Origin of the sequence: Curtobacterium sp. MCBA15_007 (genome assembly GCF_001864905.1) — a bacterium.
Taxonomy (GTDB): Bacteria; Actinomycetota; Actinomycetes; order Actinomycetales; family Microbacteriaceae; genus Curtobacterium; species Curtobacterium poinsettiae.
The window spans coordinates 86,330-105,556 of the sequence record NZ_MJGM01000009.1 but is presented as its reverse complement, the minus strand read 5'-3'; the positions used below and the strand labels follow the sequence as shown (position 1 = coordinate 105,556).

Genomic DNA, 19,227 nt, shown 5'->3' with positions numbered 1-19,227 from the left:
GCGCCGCCACGCGCCTCCCGGCCACCGCGCCCCACCCCACTGCACCCGGTCGCGGGTCGCAACAACCCGCCAGGCGCGCAGCGAGCGGTCGCAGACCGTCGCCTGCGGCGCCGCCAGCCGACGGTTCCTGACCACTCGCGCGCTGGCCCACGACGTGTCGTGACCACTCGGCGGCGGGCCGGCTAGGCGACGAACCGCGACCGGCCGACGGCCTGGAGGCGCGTGCCGGCGCCGTCACGGGCCTCCCGGCCGCCGCGCCCCACCCCGCTGCACCCGCGCACCGGTCGCAACACCCCGCCGGGCCCGCGCCGAGCGGTCGCAGACCGTCGCCGGCGGCGCCGCCAGCCGACGGCTCGTGACCACACGACGTGCGGCCCACGACGAGTCGTGACCACTCGGCGGCGGGCCGGCCAGGCGACGAAACGCGACCGGCCGACGGCCTGGAGGCGCGTGGCGGCGCCGGGACAGGGCCACGGCCGGTCGCAACACCCCGTCGGGCGCGCGGCGAGCGGTCGCAGACCGTCGCCTACGGCGCCGCCAGCCGACGGTTCGTGACCACTCGCGCGCCGGCCCACGACGAGTCGTGACCAGCCCCACCCGGCCGCCGGCCCGCCGGCCCAGCCGCCGGCGCAGCCGCGTCAGGCCGCGGGCCGCCGGGGCACCACGAGCGGCGTGCCGGTCTCGGGGTCGGGGACGACGACGCACGGCAGGCCGAAGACGTCCTCGACGAGGTCCGCGGTGAGCACCGACGCCGGCTCCCCCGAAGCGACGATCGCACCGTCGCGCATCGCGATGACGTGGGTGGCGTAGCGGGCGGCCTGGTTCAGGTCGTGCAGCACCGCGACGACTGTGCGGCCGGCGGCGTGCAGCGTCGAGGCGAGTTCGAGCACGTCGTACTGGTGCGCGATGTCGAGGAACGTCGTCGGCTCGTCGAGCAGCACGATGTCGGTCTGCTGCGCGAGCACCATCGCGATCCACACCCGCTGCCGCTGCCCGCCGGAGAGCTCGTCGACACTGCGGTCGGCGAGTTCCACCGTCGACGTCTGCTCGAGTGCGGCCTGCACGGCCTGCCGGTCGGATCCGGACGAGGGGTGCAGCAGGTCCTGGTGCGGGAACCGGCCCCGGGACACCAGGTCGCGCACGGTGATGCCGTCGGGGGCGATCGGGGTCTGCGGGAGCATCCCGACCCGGCGGGCGACGGCCTTCGGGCGGTAGGAGTCGATCGGCGCCCCGTCGAGGAACACCGTGCCGGCACGGGGCTTCAGGGTGCGGGCGAAGGACTTCAGCAGCGTCGACTTGCCGCAGGCGTTCGGGCCGACGATGACCGTCAGCTCACCGTCGGGGATGTCGACGTCGAGCGTGTCCACCACGACCCGGTCGTCGTACGCCAGGGTCAGCCCGCGGGCGCCCAGCGCGGTGGTCGGGACCGGGCCGTGCGCGGCACCCGCGGTCGGCATCAGTGCTCGGCCTTGCCGTGCCGCCAGTAGCCCATGAACGCGACCTGCTTGCGGTCGATGCCGACGCCGCGCACCAGGTGGCGGCGGAGTTCCTTGACGCAGCCGGCCTCGCCAGCGATCCACGCGTACACGGGACGCTCCTCGACAGCGGCGGGGACGTCCCACAGCACCTGCTCGTCGACGTCGACGTCGGTGAGCTCGGCGGCCGGCTCGCACGCGGCGGCAGTGGCCGGTGCGACGGTGGAGGCCCAGGCGTGCACCTGGTCGGTCATCCGGACGCCGTGGGTGGCGCCGTTCCGGGCGATCCAGCGGACCTCGACCCCGGCGGGCGCGCTGACGGGCAGCCGGTCGGCGTCGGTGGGCACCTCGATGAAGACGTGGCCGACGGTCGAGACGTCGAGGGCTTCGAGGATGGCGCAGATCGCCGGTGCGGCGGTCTCGTCCCCGGCGAGCAGGATCCGGTTCGCGTGCCCGGGAGCGAACTCGGCGGCACCGGTCGGCAGGTCCTCCGGCGACTCGGGCACGCGCGGCCCGACGATGCGCAGCTCGTCACCGACGCGGCACGCCGACACCCAGCGCGACGCCGGACCGGTGTCGCCGTGCGCGACGAAGTCGATGTCGAGCTCGCGGGCGTCCGGCCGGAACGAACGGACCGTGTACGTGCGGAGCGGGTTCCGGGTCTCGTCCGGCAGCGCGCGCCAGGCGGCGTACCAGTCCTCGTCCTCGGGCAGTTCGGAGAAGCCGATGCCGGGCAGGGGCAGCACGATCTTGATCCGCTGGTCGAGACCGACCGAGGAGAAGTCGGCGAGCGCGTCGCCCGTCAGTGTCACCCGGACGAAGTTCGGGGTGAGCGACGTGACGGCGGCCACACGGACGGGGAAGACGCGATACCGGGTTGCCACGGAACCGAGTATGGCATGCCTTACCTAACGCCTCCAGGCCCCCGGAACGGTGCGAGGATCGTCCCCGTGTCCGAAGCCCCCGACGACGAATTCGCCGACCTGCCCGCCCTCGCCAGCGCGAGCGGCGTGACCACGCCGCTCCGCGCCTCCAGGCAGGTGGTCCGCACCGCGGACGGTCAGGAGATCTCCGCGATCCGGTGGGGCGACGCTGGCCGGGAGGCGCGGATCACCTACCTGCACGGGCTCGGCATCGACGCCCACAGCTTCGACACCACGGCACTCGCCGTGGGCGAGCCGGCGGTCGCCCTCGACCTGCCCGGCCACGGTCGGTCGTCGTGGCGGGAGGACGCGGACTACGCGGCCGCCGCGACCGCGCCGAGCGTGCTCGCCGCGCTCGACGCGCTCGCGGTGCCGCCGGGGGTCGTCGTCGGGCACTCGCTCGGCGCCATCCTGTCCGCTCGGCTCGCGGCCACCGCGCCGGAGCGGGTCACCGGACTCGTGCTCGTCGACATGTCGCCGGACTTCGCGCAGCGTGCGGTCGACCGGATCGCCCGTGCGCTCGAGGCCGAGGAGCCGTTCGAGTCCCTCGAGCAGGTCGTCGACCGGGCGATCGAGGCGCGGGTCGGTGACGACCGGCAGGTACTGCTGCGCGAGGCCCGGCACACGACGGCCCTCGGTGCGGACGGACGGCTCGTCCGCCGGCACCACTTCCCGCACCTGCCCGCCGGCCGGACGTCGTCGGTGGGGCGCTTCGCCGACGCGTGGCCGGACCTCGAGGCCCTGCGCGTGCCGATCCTGCTCGTCCGGGGCGACCGCGGGTACGTCTCCCCGAAGCTGCACGCCGGGTTCGCCGAGCGTCTGCCGGACGCCGAGATCGTGACGGTGACCTCGCGGCACGCGGTGCAGAACCAGGCGCCCCTCGAACTGGCGTCGGCGATCCGGGCATGGGCGGGGCGGCACGGATTGTTGCACCCGATCGAAGAACCGTCGCCGGACGGCCCCGGCCGCCGGTAGCCTCGTGCGAGCGCGAGGCCCGATCCCGCCCTCGCGCCCGGAAGGAACCCACCACCCCATGAGTCCGCTCCTGCTCCGTCGTCCTGCACGCACCTCGCGCACCGGGCGCGCTGTCGTCGCCGCCACCGCGGTCGCCGTCGTCGCAGCCGTCGCGCTGACCGGCTGCTCCGGCTCGTCCGACACCACCGGCGGCAAGGACGCCACGGTCCGTGTCGGGCTCGTGCTCGAGCCGACGAGTCTCGACATCCGCACCCAGTCCGGGGCGGCGCTCGACCAGGTGCTCATCGACAACGTGTACCAGGGGCTCGTCGGCCGGACCGCCCAGGGCGACGTCCGCGACGTGCTGGCCTCGTCGCACCAGGTGTCCGACGACGGCCTGACGTACACGTTCACGCTGCGGGACGGCACGACGTTCCAGGACGGCAAGCCGGTCACCGCGGCCGACGTCGTGTGGTCGCTCGAGCAGGTCAAGTCGAACGACTCGTACGTCGACTCGGCCAAGCTCGCGGGCGTCACGTCGATCACCTCGCCGTCCGCGGACTCCGTCGTGCTGCAACTCGCGAAGCCCGACTCCGACCTGCTCTGGAACCTGACCGGTCGCGCCGGCCTGGTGCTCGAGAAGGCCGCGGACAACGACCTGTCCGACAGTGCGAACGGCACCGGCCCGTTCGAGGTGTCGGACTGGAAGCAGGGCGACTCGCTCACCTTCGACCGCAACGAGGACTACTGGGGCACGAAGGCGAAGGTCGCGAAGATCGTCTTCCGGTACATCACCGACCCGTCGACCGCCGTCAACGCGATGGCGAACGGTGACCTCGACGTCCTGAACCCGGTCGACGGCACCCTGAAGAGCCAGCTGCAGGGCAACGGCGACATCACGCTGCACAGCGGCAAGACGACCGACAAGTACACGCTGGCGTTCAACGACCGCAAGGAACCCTTCACCGACAAGCGCGTGCGCCAGGCGATCCGGCAGGCGATCGACGCGAAGGCTCTCATCAAGGCGATCGGCGGCACCGGCGTGGAGCAGGGCGGCCCGATCCCGGAGCTCGACCCCGGCTACGAGGACCTGACCGACATCGACGCGTACGACCCCGCGAACGCGAAGAAGCTCCTCGCCGCCGCCGGGCAGCAGGACCTGAAGCTGACGCTCACCTACGCGAACATCTACCCGACCACCATCGGCGACGTGCTGAAGTCCCAGCTCGCCGACGTCGGGATCACCCTGACCGTCAAGCGCGTCGACTTCGCCACCTGGCTGTCCTCGGTGTTCCAGGCGCCGAAGTCCGGCGAGCGGGACTTCGACCTGTCGATGGTCGACCACGTCGAGGCGCGTGACTTCGGCAACTGGGCGAACCCGGACTACTACTTCGGCTACGACAACCCGAAGGTGCAGGCGCTGTACGCCCGGTCGATCGCGGCGACCGACGAGGCCACCAAGACCGAGGCACTGCGGAAGGCCGCACGCATCGTCAGCGAGGACGCGGCCGGCGAGTGGCTCTACACGGCGACCGAGATCACCGCGGTGCGCTCCGGCGTGACGGGCTTCCCGGTCGACGGCGGCAACTCGCGCCTCGACCTGTCGAAGCTCGCGGTCAAGTGAGGCGGAGCCACACCACGCCCCGGAGCGGCCGCGTGCCCGGGGCGCACTCCATCCCCGTAGCATCGGTGTCGTGACCCGGTTCCTCATCGGGCGGGCGCTCCTGCTCGTCGTCGGCCTGCTCGTGGCGAGCGTCATCATCTTCGCCACGCTCCGCGTGCTGCCCGGTGACGTCGCCCAGGTCGTCGCCGGCACGCAGTCGACCCCGGCGCAGGTGGAGCAGCTCCGCCAGCAGCTCGGACTCGACCGGCCCGTCGTGGTGCAGTACCTCGACTGGATCGGCGGGGTGTTCCGCGGCGACCTGGGCCGTTCCCTGGTGACGAACGGTGCCGTCGCTCCGGAGATCGCGCAGAAGCTCGCGATCACCCTGCCGCTCGCCGCGATGTCGCTGGTGACCGCCCTGGTGATCGGCGTGCCGCTCGGGGTCGTCGCCGCGGTGCTCCGTCGCCGCCCGGGAGGTGCCGTCATCGGGTTCGTCGCACAGGCCGTCGCCGCCGTGCCCGTCGTGTGGGCCGGCATGCTCCTGGTCGCGCTGTTCGCCGTGACGCTGCACTGGCTGCCGACGCAGGGCTTCCCGCTCGACGGCTGGTCGGAACCCGGGCGGGCGTTCGCGTCGCTCGTGCTGCCCGCGCTGACCATCGGTGCTGTCGAGGGGGCCGTGATCCTGCGGTTCACCCGCTCCGCCACGCTCTCCGTCCTCGACGCCGACCACCTGCGCACCGCGGCCGCGATCGGCCTCACCCGCACGCAGGCCCTGCTCCGTCACGGGCTGCCGAGCGTCGCCCTGACGGTGCTCGCCGTCCTCGGGGTGCAGATCGCCGGGCTCCTCGTCGGGGCCGTCGTCGTCGAACAGCTGTTCTCGCTGCCCGGGGTCGGTCGGATGCTCGTGACCGACGTCGGCCGCCGTGACATCACCAAGGTGCAGTCCGAACTGCTCGTGCTCACGGGGCTCGTGCTGCTCGTCGGGTTCGCCGTCGACGTCGTGCACCGCACCCTCGACCCCCGACAGCGCGAGGTGCAGGGATGATCCGCCGCCTGGTGTCCCGACCGACCGGGGTCTTCGCCGTCGTCGTGCTCGGCCTGCTGGTCGTGCTCGCCGCCGTGTCGTTCGTCTGGACGCCGCAGGACCCGTTCCGCGCCGATCCGTTCCACCAGTGGGAGGGACCGAACGCCGCGCACTGGTTCGGCACCGACGCCGCCGGCCGCGACATCGCCAGCTACCTGCTCGCCGGCACCCGCACCACCGTGCTCGTCGCCGTCGGCTCCGGCGTGATCGCGAGCGTCGTCGGCATCGTCCTCACCGCGATCGGTTCGCTCACCGCCCGCTGGGTGCGCGAGGGCACCGCGGTCCTGCTCGACATCCTGGTGGCGTTCCCGACCCTGCTCACCGCGATGCTCCTGACCGCGGTGTTCGGCGGGTCGCTCGGCGTGGTGATCGTCAGCGTCGGGCTGTCCTTCGGCGTCACGATCGCCCGCGTGGCCCGCGGCGAGATCCGGCGGATCGCCCGGAGCGACTACGTCACCGCGGCGCGGGCATCGGGCGTCGGCGGTGCCGGGGTGCTGTTCCGCCACCTGGTGCCGAACGCGGCGCCGCTGTTCACCGTGCAGCTGTCGCTCGCGATGGCCACGGCCGTGCTCGCCGAGGCCGGGCTGTCCTACCTGGGCTACGGCGCCGGGTCCGACACCGCGTCGTGGGGCAGCCTGCTGTCCGACCTGCAGACCTACATCGGGGTCCACCCGTGGAGTGCGACCTGGCCGGGCGCCGCCATCGCCCTCGTCGTCGCGGCACTCTCGCTGCTCGGCGACGCGGTGCGCGACGCCTCCGACCCGCGGCTGACGACGAGCGACCGCAGCACCGACGGCCGTCGCAGCGATCCGGCGACGACCACCCCGGGGGTGACCGCATGACCGCCGACGCACGCGCCGGATCCGGCCCAGCCGGCCCAGCCGGCACCGACGCGACCACCGCAGCCTCCGGGCTCGAGGTGCGCGGGTTGTCGGTCCGCATCACGGGGCGGACGATCCTCGACGACGTCAGCTTCACCGTGCCTCCCGGCCAGCGCGTCGGCGTGATCGGCGCGAGCGGATCCGGCAAGTCGATGACCTCGCTCGCCCTGATGGGCCTTGCGCCCACCGGCGCCGTCATGACCGGCAGCGTCCGCCTGGACGGCACCGAACTCGTCGGCCTGCCCGACCGCGAGCGCGCGCGACACCGCGGATCGGGCATCGCGATGGTGTTCCAGGAGCCGGGCACCGCGCTCGACCCGTTGCGACGGGTCGGCGGGCAGATCGCCGAGCCGCTGCGCCTGCACCGCGGGCTCGACCGTCGCGCGGCCCGCGCGGCGGCCGTCGACCTGGCGGCGTCCGTGGGCCTGCCCGACCCGGAATCGCTGCTGCGGCAGTACCCGCACCAGCTGTCCGGCGGGCAGCGGCAGCGGATCTGCATCACGATGGCGATGGCGGGCGAGCCGTCGTACCTGGTGGCCGACGAACCGACCACGGCGCTCGACGTCACGACCGAGGCACGCATCCTCGACCTGTTCGAGCACCTGCCCGCGGGCATGGTGTTCGTCACCCACGACCTCGCCGTGCTCGCGCGCATCGCCGACACCGCCGTGGTGCTCGACGCCGGCCGGGTGGTCGAGCAGGGCCGGGTCGCGGACCTGCTCGCCGCGCCGCAGCACCCCGCCACCGCCGCGCTCGTCGACGCCGCACGTGCCACCGCCAGGAGGACCGCCCCGTGACCCTCCCGGCCCTGGAGACCACCGGTCTCCACCGCACCTACCGCCTCCCCCGCCGCGGCCCGTTCGAACCCGGTCCGGTCCGCACCGCAGTCGACGGTGTCGACCTGACGGTCGCCCCCGGCGCACGGCTCGGCATCGTCGGCGAATCGGGGTCCGGCAAGTCCACGCTGGTCCGGCTGCTCGCCGGCCTCGAGGGCCCTTCCGCCGGCACCGTCGCCGCCTCCGGTCGTCCGGTGGTCGCGTCCCGGTCCGCGCGCGCCTTGCGCTGGTTCCGTCGCGAGACCGGCGTGGTGTTCCAGGACCCGTACGCGTCCCTCGACCCGCGGATGCGCGTCGGCGCGATCGTCGCCGAGCCGCTGCGGGCACTGCAGGTCCCGGGGTCGCACGACGAGCTCGTGCGTGCCGTGCTGGAGCGCGTCGACCTGCCCGCGGACACGGTCGACCGGTACCCACACGAGTTCTCCGGCGGGCAGCGGCAGCGGATCGCGATCGCCCGGGCCGTGGTGCACTCGCCCCGGATCCTGTTCGGCGACGAGCCGATGAGCGCCCTCGACGTGGTCGTCCGTGCCCGGGTGATCGAGCTGTTCCGATCGCTCGCCGACGACCTCGGGCTGACGCTCGTGCTGGTGTCGCACGACATCGGCGTCGTGCAGCGGCTGTGCGACACGGTCGCGGTGATGTCCCACGGCAGGGTCGTCGAGCACGGGCCGGTTTCGCTCCTCGATGCGCCGCAGCACCCGGTGACGCGGGCGTTGGTGGCGGCGGCGCCGACGCTGCCGTAGGCGGGCGGGCGGCGGCGGGCGGGCGGGCGGGCGGCGCACCGTGCACGCTCCGCCACTCCGTGCGAGCTTGCCCGCACGGAGCCGACCCACAAGGCCGCACCGAACAAGCAACGCCGCACCACATGCACGAAACCGCACCGTGCACGCTCCGCCAACCCGTGCGAGCCTGCCCGCACGGAGCCGCCCTACAAGGCCGCACCGAACAAGCAACACCGCACCACATGCACGAAACCGCACCGTGCGCGCCCCGCCCCGCGCCTCCCGACCGACGCGCACGAGTCCACCGCACCGTGCGCGCCCCGCCAACCCGTGCGAGCTTGCCCGCACGGAGCCGGCCTACAAGGCCGCACCGAACAAGCAACACCGCACCACATGCACGAAACCGCACCGTGCGCCCAGCCAGGAGGCACGGCAACGGCCCGGCCCGCGCCTCCCGACCGACGCGCACGAGCCCACCGCACCGTGCACGCCCCGCCACCCCGTGCGAGCTTGCCCGCACGGCGCCGGCCTACAAGGCCGCACCGAACAAGCAACACGCACCACATGCACGAAACCGCACCGTGCACGCCCCGCCACCCCGTGCGGGCTTGCCCGCACGCGGCCGGCCTACAAGGCCGCACCGAGCGTGCAACGCCGCACCAGCCTGACAACGCCGCACGGTGCGCCGCTCGCCCCGCGCCCCGCGCGCTCCCGGAGCCGCCCGGGCCTGGCGTCAGGCGGTCCAGGCAGCCGGGTGCCGCCGCTGCCAGCGCAACCGGCGCTCGAGCTGCGCGCCGATCGCGAGCAGGACGCGCTCCCCGCCGGGGCGTCCGATCAGCTGCACGCCCATCGGCAGCCCGCGCCCGTCGGGGTGGTCGTCGTCGGTCACGCCGACCGGCAACGTGATCGCGGGGAGCCCGGAGACGTTCGCCATCGACGTCCACGGCGAGTAGGCGCACTGGCGGCGGAAGTCCTCGTCCGGGTCGTCGCCGTACCAGCCGAGGGGCCGCGGCGTCATCGCGAGGGTCGGCGTGAGCACCGCGTCGAACCGGTCGAACGCGCCGATGAGCGTCGTCGAGAAGGTGTCGAGCGTCGTCATCGCGTCGAGGACCTGCGTGGCGGACAGTGCCTGCCCACGCGCCACGAGCCAACCCACGAGCGGGGTCAGCGCCGACAGGTCGATTCCGGGCACCAGCGGCAGGCGGGCAGCCGAGCTCTCCCACGCCACCCGGAACGCGTCGGCGTAGGGCACGCGGGGCATCCGGACGTCCTCGACGCCGTGCCCGACCTCGCCGAGCACCCGCACGGCCGTCTCCACGGCGGCACGGGCAGCGGGATCGACGACCACGTCGACGGTGTCGTCCCACGGCGAACCGTCGAGCACCCCGACGACGAACCGGCCCTCGCCGCGGACGGCGGCCGCGGTGAACGGCCCCTCGCCGACGTCGGGGGCGACGAGGGCGTACGGCGACGGCTCCGGCAGCCCGGTCGGCGCGACCAGCGCGTCGAGGAGCATGCCCGCGTCGGCGACGGAGCGGGTGAGCGGTCCGGCGACCGACAGGCCGCCGACGCCGGAGCGGCCGGGCATGGACGGCACACGACCGCGGCTCGGCTTCAGCCCGACGAGTCCGGTCGCCGCCGCGGGGATCCGCACCGACCCGCCGCCGTCCGAACCGATCGCGGCCGGCAGCAGCCCGGCGGCGACGGCGACGGCCGCACCGCTCGACGACCCGCCCGGCGCCCGCGTGGTGTCGTAGGGGTTCCGGGTCACGCCGAGCCGGGTCTCGGACGACGAGGACATACCGAACTCCGGTGACGCCGTCTTGCCGAGGCTGACCGTGCCGGCCGCGTCGAGCGCGGCGACGAGCGGGTGGTCGGCCGCGGCGGGCCGCTCCGGCAGGCTCGCGGTGCCGTTCCGCGTGGGCACGCCGGCACGGTCGTACAGGTCCTTGTCGGCGGACGGGAGGCCCCACAGCGGTCTCGACGTCGGCACCAGGTGGCCGAGGCGGTCGGCTCGGGCCCGGGCCGCGTCCGCGGTGACCGTCACGAAGGCGCCGAGTCCGGCGTCCAGGCGTTCCACGCGGGCCAGGTAGTGCTCGGTGACCTCGAGGGCGGTCGCCTCCCCTCGACGGATCCAGTCCCAGAGTTCCTGTGCGGAGAGGTGGTGGAGTTCGAACACGGCTCCGAGCCTAGGCGGCGGCACGTATCCTTCGACGGTGGACACGACTCTCCCCTCCGGCACGACGAAGCGCCGGATCGAACTGCGGCTCGTGAAGCCCCTGTTCGTCTGGTTCGCCCGGCCGACCGTCACCGTCGACGGGGTGGGGCACCCGGCGCAGTGGGGCACCGGCACGTGGGCGGTGCCGGACGACGGCGACACGGTGATCGGCGTGTACCTGTTCAACCGCGCGTGGCGGTTCGGGGCGGCTTCGGTGCCGGTGGGTGGTTCGAACGCGCTCGAGTACCGGGGCGGGCTGCTGCCGATCGGTGCGGGCCGGTTGACGCCGCGGGGCTGAGGGTCGCGCCGGTGGTGTCGCTCCCGCGTGGGACGATGGGCGCATGACCGCCACGCTCGTCGCCAAGGGCCTGTCCGGCGGGTACGCCGCTCGCACGCTGTTCGACTCCCTCGACCTGACGGTGGCGCCGGGCGACGTGATCGGGGTCGTCGGCGTGAACGGTGCCGGCAAGTCCACGCTGCTCCGGCTGCTGGCCGGGGTCGACGAGCCGCTGGCCGGCACGGTCTCCCTGGCGCCGACGGACGCGTTCGTGGGGTGGCTCCCCCAGGAGCACGAGCGCATCGCGGGCGAGACCGTCGCGGCGTACCTCGGGCGCCGGACCGGCTGCACCGAGGCGACGGTGACGATGGACGCAGCGGCGGCGGCCCTCGGGGACCCCGACGCCGGCGACGCAGCGGCCGACCGGTACTCGGCGGCGCTCGACCGCTGGCTCGCCGCAGGGGCCGCGGACCTGGAGGACCGGATCCCGGCGGTGCTCGCCGACCTCGGCCTCGAACCCAGTACCGGCGACTCCGCTGCGGACGGCGTCGGCCCGGACTCCCTGATGACCGCGCTGTCCGGTGGGCAGGTCGCCCGCGTCGGGCTCGCCGCGCTGCTGCTGTCACGGTTCGACATCGTCCTGCTCGACGAGCCGACCAACGACCTCGACCTGGACGGCCTCGACCGACTCGAGGCGTTCGTGCGCGGCCTGCGCGGCGGGGTGGTGCTCGTCAGCCACGACCGTGAGTTCCTGGCGCGCTCGGTGACCTCGGTGCTCGAGCTCGACCTGGCGCAGTCGTCGAACCGGCTGTTCGGTGGCGGGTACGACTCGTTCCTCGAGGAGCGCGAGATCGCCCGGCAGCACAAGCGGGACGCGTACGACGAGTTCGCGTCGACGAAGGCCGACCTGGTCTCGCGGGCACGGACGCAGCGCGAGTGGTCGAGCCAGGGTGTCCGGAACGCCATGAAGAAGAGCCCGGACAACGACAAGATCCGCCGCCGTGCCGCCTCGGAGTCGAGCGAGAAGCAGGCGCAGAAGGTCCGGCAGATGGAGTCCCGCATCGCCCGGCTCGACGAGGTCGAGGAGCCGCGCAAGGAGTGGCAGCTCGAGTTCACGATCGGCAGCGCACCCCGGTCGTCGGCCGTCGTGGCGACGCTGTCGAACGCCACGTTCACCCAGGGCGACTTCACCCTCGGCCCGGTCTCCCTGCAGGTCGACGGCGGTGACCGGATCGGCATCACCGGTCCGAACGGCGCCGGCAAGTCCACCCTGCTCCGGGCGCTGCTCGGCAGGCAGGCGCCGACGACGGGCACGGCCTCGCTCGGCTCGAGCGTCGCGGTCGGCGAGGTCGACCAGGCGCGTGCGGCGTTCACCGGCGACCAGCCCCTTGCGGCGGCGTTCGAGGCGATCGTCCCCGAGTACACGACGGCCGACGTCCGGACGCTGCTCGCGAAGTTCGGGCTCAAGGCGGACCACGTCGGCCGACCGGCCTCGGCCCTCTCCCCCGGCGAGCGCACCCGGGCCGGGCTCGCACTGCTGCAGGCCCGCGGGGTGAACGTGCTCGTGCTCGACGAGCCGACCAACCACCTGGACCTCACTGCGATCGAGCAGCTCGAGCAGGCACTGGAGTCCTACGACGGGACCCTGCTGCTCGTCACACACGACCGGCGCATGCTGGAGACCGTCCGACTCGACCGGCAGTGGCGGGTCGAGGGCGGCACCGTCACCGAACGCTGACGGATCCACCGAACGCTGACGGATCGACCGAGGGGACGCACCATGCGACGCAACACCTGGATCGCGACGACCGCCGGGGTGGTGGTGCTCGCCGTCGCCGCCGTCGTGGTGGGGGTGAGCGTCGGGTCGCCCGAGCCCGAGCCGGAGTCGACCCGCGCGGCACGGGCGACGACGACACCGACCCCGAGTGCCACGCGGACGCCGACGCTCGCGGCCGTCCCCGCCGCACCGTCCGACGCGACCCTGGCCGCGCTGCCGCTGGCGTTCCACGACGCGGTCGTCCCGCAGCTGCTCGACGGTTCGGACGTGGAGCCGGAGGACACGTGGCAGATCGCGACCCCGCGCACGTCGCTCGTCGCCCTGTACGCGAGCCCGTCGAGCCGCGCCCGGCCGGTGGCGACCCTGTCCCACCTGGTGTCGACGATCAACCGGCCCGCGGCGACGGCGGTCTGGGGGCGCTCCCCCGGCAAGGACGGCGGGATGCTCCTGGTGTCGACGCCGTCCCGCAACCGCACCCCCGGTGACGGCGGCGACCCGGACGCCCCGAGCGCGACGTTCGCCTGGGCCCGGGCCGCCGACTTCACGGTGGTGCGCACCGACCGGATGATCACCGTCGACGTCGCCGCCAGCACCGTGTCCGTCGTCACCCGGTCGGGCAAGATCACCGCGACCGAGGCCGCCCGGCTCGGCACGCCGGAGGACCCCACACCGGCCGACACCGCCACCTACGTCGAGGCGGCGTACGTCGACACCCGCGTCGCGTACACGCAGGGCAACCCGATCATCCTGACCGGGGCGCACTCGTCCCGGATCCCGTCCTACGGCGGCAACGCTGCGCTGACCGCACTGCACTACTACCCGGACCCGACCGGCAGCTCGCACGGCTGCGTGCGGATCTCGGCGGAGATGACCCGCACCCTGGCGGCACTGCCCGTCGGGACGCCGATCCGGTTCAGCTGAGCACCGGCACCACCGGATCAGCCTCGCGGGATCCGGACGAGTCCGAGCCGCTCGACGACCTCGGCGCTCTCTTCTTCCGGGGTGCGGTCGGCGGCGATCGTCACGTGGGCCTCGTCGGGCTGCGGCGGCTCGAGCGTGGCGAGCTGCGACTGCAGCAGCGACGTCGGCATGAAGTGCCCGGAGCGCTGCGCCATCCGCTCCTCGATGAGCGCGCCGTCACCGGCCACGTGCACGAACACCACCCCGGGGGCCCGCAGCACGTCGCGGTACGAGCGCTTCAGGGCCGAGCAGGTCACGACGCCGTTCGTCCCGGCGTCCAGGTGCCCGCGGATCCACCCGGCGACGACGTCGAGCCACGGCCAGCGGTCCTCGTCGGTGAGCGGGGTACCGGCGTGCATCTTGTCGACGTTCGCCTGCGGGTGCATCGCGTCGCCCTCGGCGAACTCCCACCCGACCTGCTCCGCCACCATCGCGGCGACGGTCGACTTGCCGGACCCGGAGACCCCCATCACGACCAGGACGCGGGCGTCGAGCCCGGTGTCGGCCGCACCGGCAGCAGCTGCCGCACCGAGGTCTGCTGCGCCGCTCATCGGATGAACACCCCGGCCAGCAGGACCCCGAGCAGACCGAACACCGAGATGAGGCACTCGAGCACCGTCCACGTCTTGAACGTCTGCCCCACGGTGGTGCCGAGGTACCCCTTCACCAGCCAGAACCCGGCGTCGTTGACGTGCGACAGGAACACCGAGCCAGCACCGATCGCGAGCACGAGCAGCGACGTCATCGGCGTCGACAGGTCGGCAGCGATCGGTGCCATGATGCCCGCGGCGGTCACCGTGGCGACCGTGGCGGAACCGGTCGCGACGCGCACCAGGGCCGAGACGATCCAGGCGACGAGCAGCACGGAGACGCCGGAGTCCTTCACGGCGTCGGCGATCACGCCGCCGATGCCGGTGTCGATGAGCACCTGCTTGAAGCCACCGCCTGCGCCGACGATGAGCAGCACCCCGGCGATCGGGGGCAGCGCGCTCTCGAGCGACTTCGACACCGCCGAGCGGTCCATGCCGCCGCCGATCGCGAAGAAGACCATGGCGTAGACGGCGGCGATGCCGATGGCGATCATCGGGGAGCCGAGGAAGTCGAGCAGCCTCACCCACGAGCCAGCGGCGTCCGGTGCGGTGGCCTCACGGATCGCCTGGGCGAGCATGAGCACGACCGGCAGCAGGATGCCGATCAGCGCGACGGTGAACGACGGGCTGCGCGGCTCGCTGATGACGCGCGTGAAGTCGCTCTTGCCGTTGGGCAGGGACGCGGTGTCCTGCGTGGCGGGGCCGCGCCGGGCCTCCCGTCCGGGGTGCGCCGGGTCGTCGGCGAAGGCGGCGGACCCGGAACCCGACCCCGAGGCGGAACCCGACCCCGACCCGGCGGTGGCGACCGCCCCACGCGACCCGAACATGTCGGGCACGGGGATGTCGACCCAGCGGGCCGCGAAGCGGGCGAAGAGCGGCCCGGCCAGGATGATCACCGGGATCGCCAGCACGATGCCGAAGGCGAGCGTGGTGCCGAGGTTCGCGCCGACGGTGGAGATCGCGACGAGCGGGCCGGGGTGCGGCGGGACGAACGCGTGCATCGTGGACAGGCCGACCAGGGCGGGGACGGCGATCTTCATGATCGGCACCTCGCTGCGCTTGGCGACGAGCACGATGATCGGGATGAGCAGGACGAGGCCGACCTCGAAGAACATCGGGAGCCCGATGAGCGCCCCGATCAGGGCCATCGTCCACGGCAGCGCCGCCTTCGACGACTTCCGCACCAGGGTGTCCACCACGCGGTCCGCTGCGCCGGAGTCGACAAGCATCTTGCCGAACATCGCCCCGAGTCCGACCAGGATGCCGACGCTCGTCATGGTCGCGCCGAAGCCGTCGCCGAAGCTGGTGACCGCCTTGTCCGGAGCGAGCCCTGCACCGATACCGACGCCGAGCGCACCGATCGTGAGCGCGATGAACGGGTGCACCTTGAGCCAGGTGATGAGCGCGATGATCACCACGATGCCGACGAGTGCCGCGATGATCAGCTGCGGGATCGAACCGGACGGGTCGACCGTCTCGGTGGTGCCACCTGCGGCGAGCAGGTGGTCCGGGAGAGCGTGAGGCATCAGCGCCCCTTCCTGGAGTCGCTGCTGCGCGGCTCCGTCGCCTTCGTGTCGAGAGTGGACTGGCGCGACGAACGCCGACCCTCAATAATCTGATTAATCAGACTATACGACGTCGTCCCGCGCGCCAACCGCCCGTCCCCGGAGTCTGCCGCTTCGATGGGATCGGTGTCACGGCGACCGCGTGACCCGTACTGCACGGAGGAACGATGCCCACGGCACGCGGACTGCACGCCCAGGTGCTCGACACGCTCGGCCAGCGGATCGTCGACGGCGACCTGGCCACGGGTTCCGTCGTCCGGCCCGACGTGGTCGCCGACGAGTTCGGGGTGTCCCGCTCCGTCGTCCGCGAGGCCCTGCGCGTGCTGCAGTCGCTCGGCCTGGTCGAGCCCCGGCAGCGCGTCGGCACGCTCGTCCGCGACATCACCGCCTGGGAACTGCTCGCCCCGACCGTCATCCGGTGGCGGGGCACGTCACCGGCGTACTTCGTGCAGCAGCGCGAGCTGGTCGAACTCCGGCTCGGGGTCGAACCGGTCGCGGCGTCCCTGACTGCTGGCACCGACGGCGCCTCCGCCGTGCTCGCCGCCGCCGAGGACATGCTCGACGCCTGCGGGCGCGAGGACAGCCGCGCCTACCTGGAGGCCGACGTCCGCTTCCACCGTGCACTGCTCACCGGGTCGGGGAACGCCGTGTTCGCGCACTTCGCCGGCACAGTCGAGGCGCTCCTGCGCACGCGGACGTCGGAGTCGCGCGACCCGATCACGTGCTGGACGCGCGAAGCGGCGCTCCGGCACCAGGCGGTCGGTCGCGCAGCGGTCGACGGCGATGCCGACGCCGCTGCGGCGGCGGCGACCGCGCTGCTGCGCGTGACGCGCGACGAGTTCATCACCGAGGCTGCGGCGGGCTGACGGGACCGGGCGACGGCCTGGAGGCGCGTGCCGGGCCCGCCACGGGCCTCCCGTCCGCCCTGCAGGGAGCGACCACACCAGCGCTCGACCCGGAGCTGCTGGTCACCACGGGCAGAGCCGCACCCACATGAGCGGTCGCTCAGGAGGTTCAGGACTTGCGCCCCACGGGTTGTGGTGCGCGCGGTCCTGACTAGCCTGTTGCCGGGGGAGCATCTAGGGTTCCTCGACCGAAATCGGAGGAATCTCGTGCAACGACAGACCCGTGTCGCTCGAACAGTGGCGATGATCGCCATCGCCGCGACGACGATGGTCGGGCTGGTCGGGTTGGCCGGTCCAGCGCAGGCCGACCCTGCGTTCTCGGTGTCCGGGACGTTGACCGGCAAACCGTCCGCCACAGCCGCCGCTGTCCCGCTCGCCGGCGTCGAGGTCTACCTCAGTGGCCTCGCGGGAAACTACGTTTCCGCGTACGCGTACACCGACGCGGCGGGGCACTGGTCGATCTCCGAGATGGACGACCACTCCAGCGGCGCCGACGACGTCCCGCTCGCCGCGGGCTCGTACACGGTCCAGTTCAACTGCGCCACCACCGGCAGGAGCAGCTGCAACCACGACTACGTCGTGGAGTACCTCGGCCACACGCTCCTGTCGAGTGACTCGACCAAGGTCACACTGACTGCAGCCCACCCGACGGCAGTCGCTGACGACGAACTCGCTCGGGGCGCGGCGGTCTCGGGCACGGTGACCACCGCCGACGGCACGCCGATCGCCGGCGCGTCGGTGTCGGCGAACCCGGTGGGTGGCTTCTCGAACAGCCACACGACCACGGCCGTCGACGGCAGCTACACCCTCGACCAACTGACGACGACGAACGACGTCATCAGCGCGGGCTTCTACGACTCCGCGCACCCCGACGCGCACGGTTTCCCGATCCGGTACAGCACGCAGTGGTGGGACCACGCCTCCACGCAGGGTGCCGCGACGCCGGTCCCGCTGGTCCCGGCCTCCACGAAGCCCGACATCGACTTCGCACTGTCCGTCACGCCGTTCGTGAGCGGGCGGGTGGTCGACGCCGCGGGGAACGGTGTCCCCGCACTCACCATGGTCCCGATGCGCTTCGATCCGGGCACCGACCAGTTCGTCGGGCCGAGGTCGGGTCCGAACGAGACCGACGCGCAGGGGTACTTCCGGCTCACTGGCGACCTCGGTTCCGCGACCCGGTACAAGCTGCTGTTCTCCGACTCGCTCGGCAGCGACGACGAGAACCCGCAGACCCGGACTCCGTTCGAGACGACCTGGTACCGCGACGCCGCTTCGTTCGACGAAGCGACCGTCATCACCGTGCCGACGAGCGGGAGCGCGGACCTCGGCACGATCCCCGTTTCCCCGCACACGGGTGCGTTGCGCTTCATCGGCAACCCGGTCATCCAGCAGGACCAGTTCCAGGACGGCTTGCTCGTGGTCAGTGGTGTCGCCGCCTCCCCGGGGACGGCGAAGAGCACTGCTCAGTGGTACCGCGACGGCACTGCGATCAGCGGAGCGACGAGCTACTCGTACACGCCGGTCGCAGCGGACGTGGGGACCGTCCTCACCGTCACCGTCACCGCGAAGCTCGGCACCGAGACGGCCTCTGCGACGTCCGCGGGGTACGAGGCGCCGTCGGACGAGTAGTCGCTCGGACCGCTCTCCGCAGTGACGAGTGCCGGGCGCTCGACGTGCCGGAGCGCGCGCGTTCAGACGGCGGGGTCGCCGTGGCGGCGACCGGGCGACGTCCTGGAGGCGCGTGCCGGGCCCGCCACGGGCCTCCCGTCCGCCCTGCAGTCGCGTCTCGAGCGTGACCGACGTCCTTCAGGTCCGTCGCGTCCCTATCGGCGCCGGCGCCGGGGCCGTCAGCGGCGGCGGGCGAACAGCCGCGGCCCGCGCAGGCGGAGCCGCATCGTGACGGTGCCGAGCCAGCGGTCGTACTTGTAGCCGACCTTGCCCATCCGGCCGACCTCCTCGAAGCCGAGCCGCTCGTGCAGCCGGATCGACGCCTCGGCCTGCCGGTCCGCGATGACCGCCACCACCTCGCGCACCCCGGCCAACCGGCACTCGTCGAGCAGGGCCTCCATCAGCGCACGGCCGAGGCCCTTGCCACCGGACGCGGCACCGAGGTAGATCGAGTCCTCGACGACGTGGTTCGAGCGGTCCCGCGGGTTCCACGCGTCGACCAGCGCGTACCCGAGGATCTGCCCGGCGGGGTTCTCCGCGACCAGGAACGGCAGCCGGCGCTTGCGGATGTCGTCGTAGCGCTTCTTCCACGCGGCGTACGTGAACGCCGACGGGTCGAAGGTCACCGACGAGTTCCGGACGTAGTGCGTGTGGATCTCGCGCACGTGGGGCAGGTCCCCCACCTCGGCCGCACGGATGCGGTACTCGAAGGCCGTCTCGGTCGCCGCCGGGGCACGCAGGTGTCGCGGCAGGACCCGCCGTCGCTGGTATTCCTCCTCGAGCACGTGC

Annotated in this window: 17 protein-coding genes; 11 read left to right on the top strand and 6 right to left on the bottom strand. The window is 73.1% G+C overall.

Annotation, left to right across the window (positions count from 1 at the left end):
- Positions 1-638: 638 nt before the first annotated feature.
- Positions 639-1,457 (bottom strand): ABC transporter ATP-binding protein, encoded by an 819-nt coding sequence (locus BIU95_RS06225; protein WP_071250983.1) that lies wholly within the window; start codon positions 1,455-1,457, stop codon positions 639-641.
- Positions 1,457-2,359 (bottom strand): siderophore-interacting protein, encoded by a 903-nt coding sequence (locus tag BIU95_RS06220; protein WP_254783284.1) that lies wholly within the window; start codon positions 2,357-2,359, stop codon positions 1,457-1,459. The genes BIU95_RS06225 and BIU95_RS06220 overlap by 1 nt, the downstream gene beginning before the upstream one ends.
- 66 nt (positions 2,360-2,425) lie before the next feature.
- On the opposite strand from BIU95_RS06220, the gene BIU95_RS06215 reads away from it, so the two are divergent.
- The 6 genes from BIU95_RS06215 (at position 2,426) to BIU95_RS06190 (ending at position 8,499) form a co-directional block, all read left to right on the top strand.
- Positions 2,426-3,373, top strand: coding sequence for an alpha/beta fold hydrolase (locus BIU95_RS06215; RefSeq protein WP_071250977.1), 948 nt, complete (start codon positions 2,426-2,428; stop codon positions 3,371-3,373).
- A gap of 58 nt (positions 3,374-3,431) precedes the next feature.
- Positions 3,432-4,976 (top strand): ABC transporter substrate-binding protein, encoded by a 1,545-nt coding sequence (locus BIU95_RS06210; protein WP_071250974.1) that lies wholly within the window; start codon positions 3,432-3,434, stop codon positions 4,974-4,976.
- 70 nt (positions 4,977-5,046) lie between these two features.
- Positions 5,047-6,000, top strand: coding sequence for an ABC transporter permease (locus BIU95_RS06205; RefSeq protein ID WP_017885780.1), 954 nt, complete (start codon positions 5,047-5,049; stop codon positions 5,998-6,000).
- The gene (locus BIU95_RS06200; RefSeq protein WP_071250971.1) at positions 5,997-6,881 is read left to right on the top strand and encodes an ABC transporter permease; all 885 of its coding nucleotides are present in this window, start codon (positions 5,997-5,999) and stop codon (positions 6,879-6,881) included. The genes BIU95_RS06205 and BIU95_RS06200 overlap by 4 nt, the downstream gene beginning before the upstream one ends.
- Positions 6,878-7,717: an ABC transporter ATP-binding protein gene (locus BIU95_RS06195; RefSeq protein ID WP_175470729.1), complete on the top strand. Its 840-nt coding sequence runs from the start codon at positions 6,878-6,880 to the stop codon at positions 7,715-7,717. Before BIU95_RS06200 ends, BIU95_RS06195 begins: the two co-directional genes overlap by 4 nt.
- Positions 7,714-8,499 (top strand): ABC transporter ATP-binding protein, encoded by a 786-nt coding sequence (locus BIU95_RS06190; RefSeq protein WP_071250968.1) that lies wholly within the window; start codon positions 7,714-7,716, stop codon positions 8,497-8,499. Before BIU95_RS06195 ends, BIU95_RS06190 begins: the two co-directional genes overlap by 4 nt.
- 712 nt (positions 8,500-9,211) lie before the next feature.
- On the opposite strand, the gene BIU95_RS06185 is transcribed toward BIU95_RS06190, so the two are convergent.
- Positions 9,212-10,657 (bottom strand): amidase, encoded by a 1,446-nt coding sequence (locus tag BIU95_RS06185; protein WP_071250965.1) that lies wholly within the window; start codon positions 10,655-10,657, stop codon positions 9,212-9,214.
- 37 nt (positions 10,658-10,694) lie between these two features.
- Here BIU95_RS06185 and BIU95_RS06180 point away from each other — a divergent pair, with 37 nt between their 5' ends.
- The 3 genes from BIU95_RS06180 to BIU95_RS06170 are packed head-to-tail and all read left to right on the top strand — an operon-like array spanning position 10,695 to position 13,671.
- Positions 10,695-10,994 (top strand): hypothetical protein, encoded by a 300-nt coding sequence (locus BIU95_RS06180; RefSeq protein WP_071250963.1) that lies wholly within the window; start codon positions 10,695-10,697, stop codon positions 10,992-10,994.
- A 43-nt stretch (positions 10,995-11,037) separates the two neighbouring features.
- Positions 11,038-12,711: an ABC-F family ATP-binding cassette domain-containing protein gene (locus tag BIU95_RS06175; protein WP_071250959.1), complete on the top strand. Its 1,674-nt coding sequence runs from the start codon at positions 11,038-11,040 to the stop codon at positions 12,709-12,711.
- A gap of 42 nt (positions 12,712-12,753) precedes the next feature.
- Entirely contained in the window at positions 12,754-13,671 is a 918-nt protein-coding gene (locus tag BIU95_RS06170) for a L,D-transpeptidase (protein ID WP_071250956.1), read from the top strand.
- Between the two features lie 17 nt (positions 13,672-13,688).
- On the opposite strand, the gene BIU95_RS06165 is transcribed toward BIU95_RS06170, so the two are convergent.
- The gene (locus BIU95_RS06165; RefSeq protein ID WP_017888168.1) at positions 13,689-14,261 is read right to left on the bottom strand and encodes a gluconokinase; all 573 of its coding nucleotides are present in this window, start codon (positions 14,259-14,261) and stop codon (positions 13,689-13,691) included.
- On the bottom strand, positions 14,258-15,826 hold the full coding sequence (locus BIU95_RS06160) for a GntP family permease (RefSeq protein WP_071250954.1): 1,569 nt from the start codon (positions 15,824-15,826) through the stop codon (positions 14,258-14,260). The genes BIU95_RS06165 and BIU95_RS06160 overlap by 4 nt, the downstream gene beginning before the upstream one ends.
- A gap of 206 nt (positions 15,827-16,032) precedes the next feature.
- On the opposite strand from BIU95_RS06160, the gene BIU95_RS06155 reads away from it, so the two are divergent.
- Positions 16,033-16,731 (top strand): FadR/GntR family transcriptional regulator, encoded by a 699-nt coding sequence (locus BIU95_RS06155; protein ID WP_071250952.1) that lies wholly within the window; start codon positions 16,033-16,035, stop codon positions 16,729-16,731.
- Between the two features lie 246 nt (positions 16,732-16,977).
- A complete protein-coding gene (locus tag BIU95_RS06150; protein WP_139179678.1) occupies positions 16,978-18,399 on the top strand; it encodes a carboxypeptidase-like regulatory domain-containing protein in 1,422 nt (473 codons plus the stop codon).
- 218 nt (positions 18,400-18,617) lie between these two features.
- Here BIU95_RS06150 and BIU95_RS06145 read toward each other — a convergent pair whose 3' ends face one another.
- Positions 18,618-19,223: a GNAT family N-acetyltransferase gene (locus BIU95_RS06145; protein ID WP_017888172.1), complete on the bottom strand. Its 606-nt coding sequence runs from the start codon at positions 19,221-19,223 to the stop codon at positions 18,618-18,620.
- Positions 19,224-19,227: the final 4 nt, after the last annotated feature.

Excerpts from the sequence above, each read along its gene's own strand:
- BIU95_RS06210 (WP_071250974.1), top strand. The coding sequence starts at position 3,432 with ATGAGTCCGCTCCTGCTCCGTCGTCCTGCACGCACCTCGCGCACCGGG.
- BIU95_RS06170 (WP_071250956.1), top strand. The coding sequence starts at position 12,754 with ATGCGACGCAACACCTGGATCGCGACGACCGCCGGGGTGGTGGTGCTC.
- BIU95_RS06225 (WP_071250983.1), bottom strand. The coding sequence starts at position 1,457 with ATGCCGACCGCGGGTGCCGCGCACGGCCCGGTCCCGACCACCGCGCTG.
- BIU95_RS06175 (WP_071250959.1), top strand. The coding sequence starts at position 11,038 with ATGACCGCCACGCTCGTCGCCAAGGGCCTGTCCGGCGGGTACGCCGCT.
- BIU95_RS06200 (WP_071250971.1), top strand. The coding sequence starts at position 5,997 with ATGATCCGCCGCCTGGTGTCCCGACCGACCGGGGTCTTCGCCGTCGTC.
- BIU95_RS06155 (WP_071250952.1), top strand. The coding sequence starts at position 16,033 with ATGCCCACGGCACGCGGACTGCACGCCCAGGTGCTCGACACGCTCGGC.
- BIU95_RS06195 (WP_175470729.1), top strand. The coding sequence starts at position 6,878 with ATGACCGCCGACGCACGCGCCGGATCCGGCCCAGCCGGCCCAGCCGGC.
- BIU95_RS06160 (WP_071250954.1), bottom strand. The coding sequence starts at position 15,826 with ATGCCTCACGCTCTCCCGGACCACCTGCTCGCCGCAGGTGGCACCACC.
- BIU95_RS06165 (WP_017888168.1), bottom strand. The coding sequence starts at position 14,261 with ATGAGCGGCGCAGCAGACCTCGGTGCGGCAGCTGCTGCCGGTGCGGCC.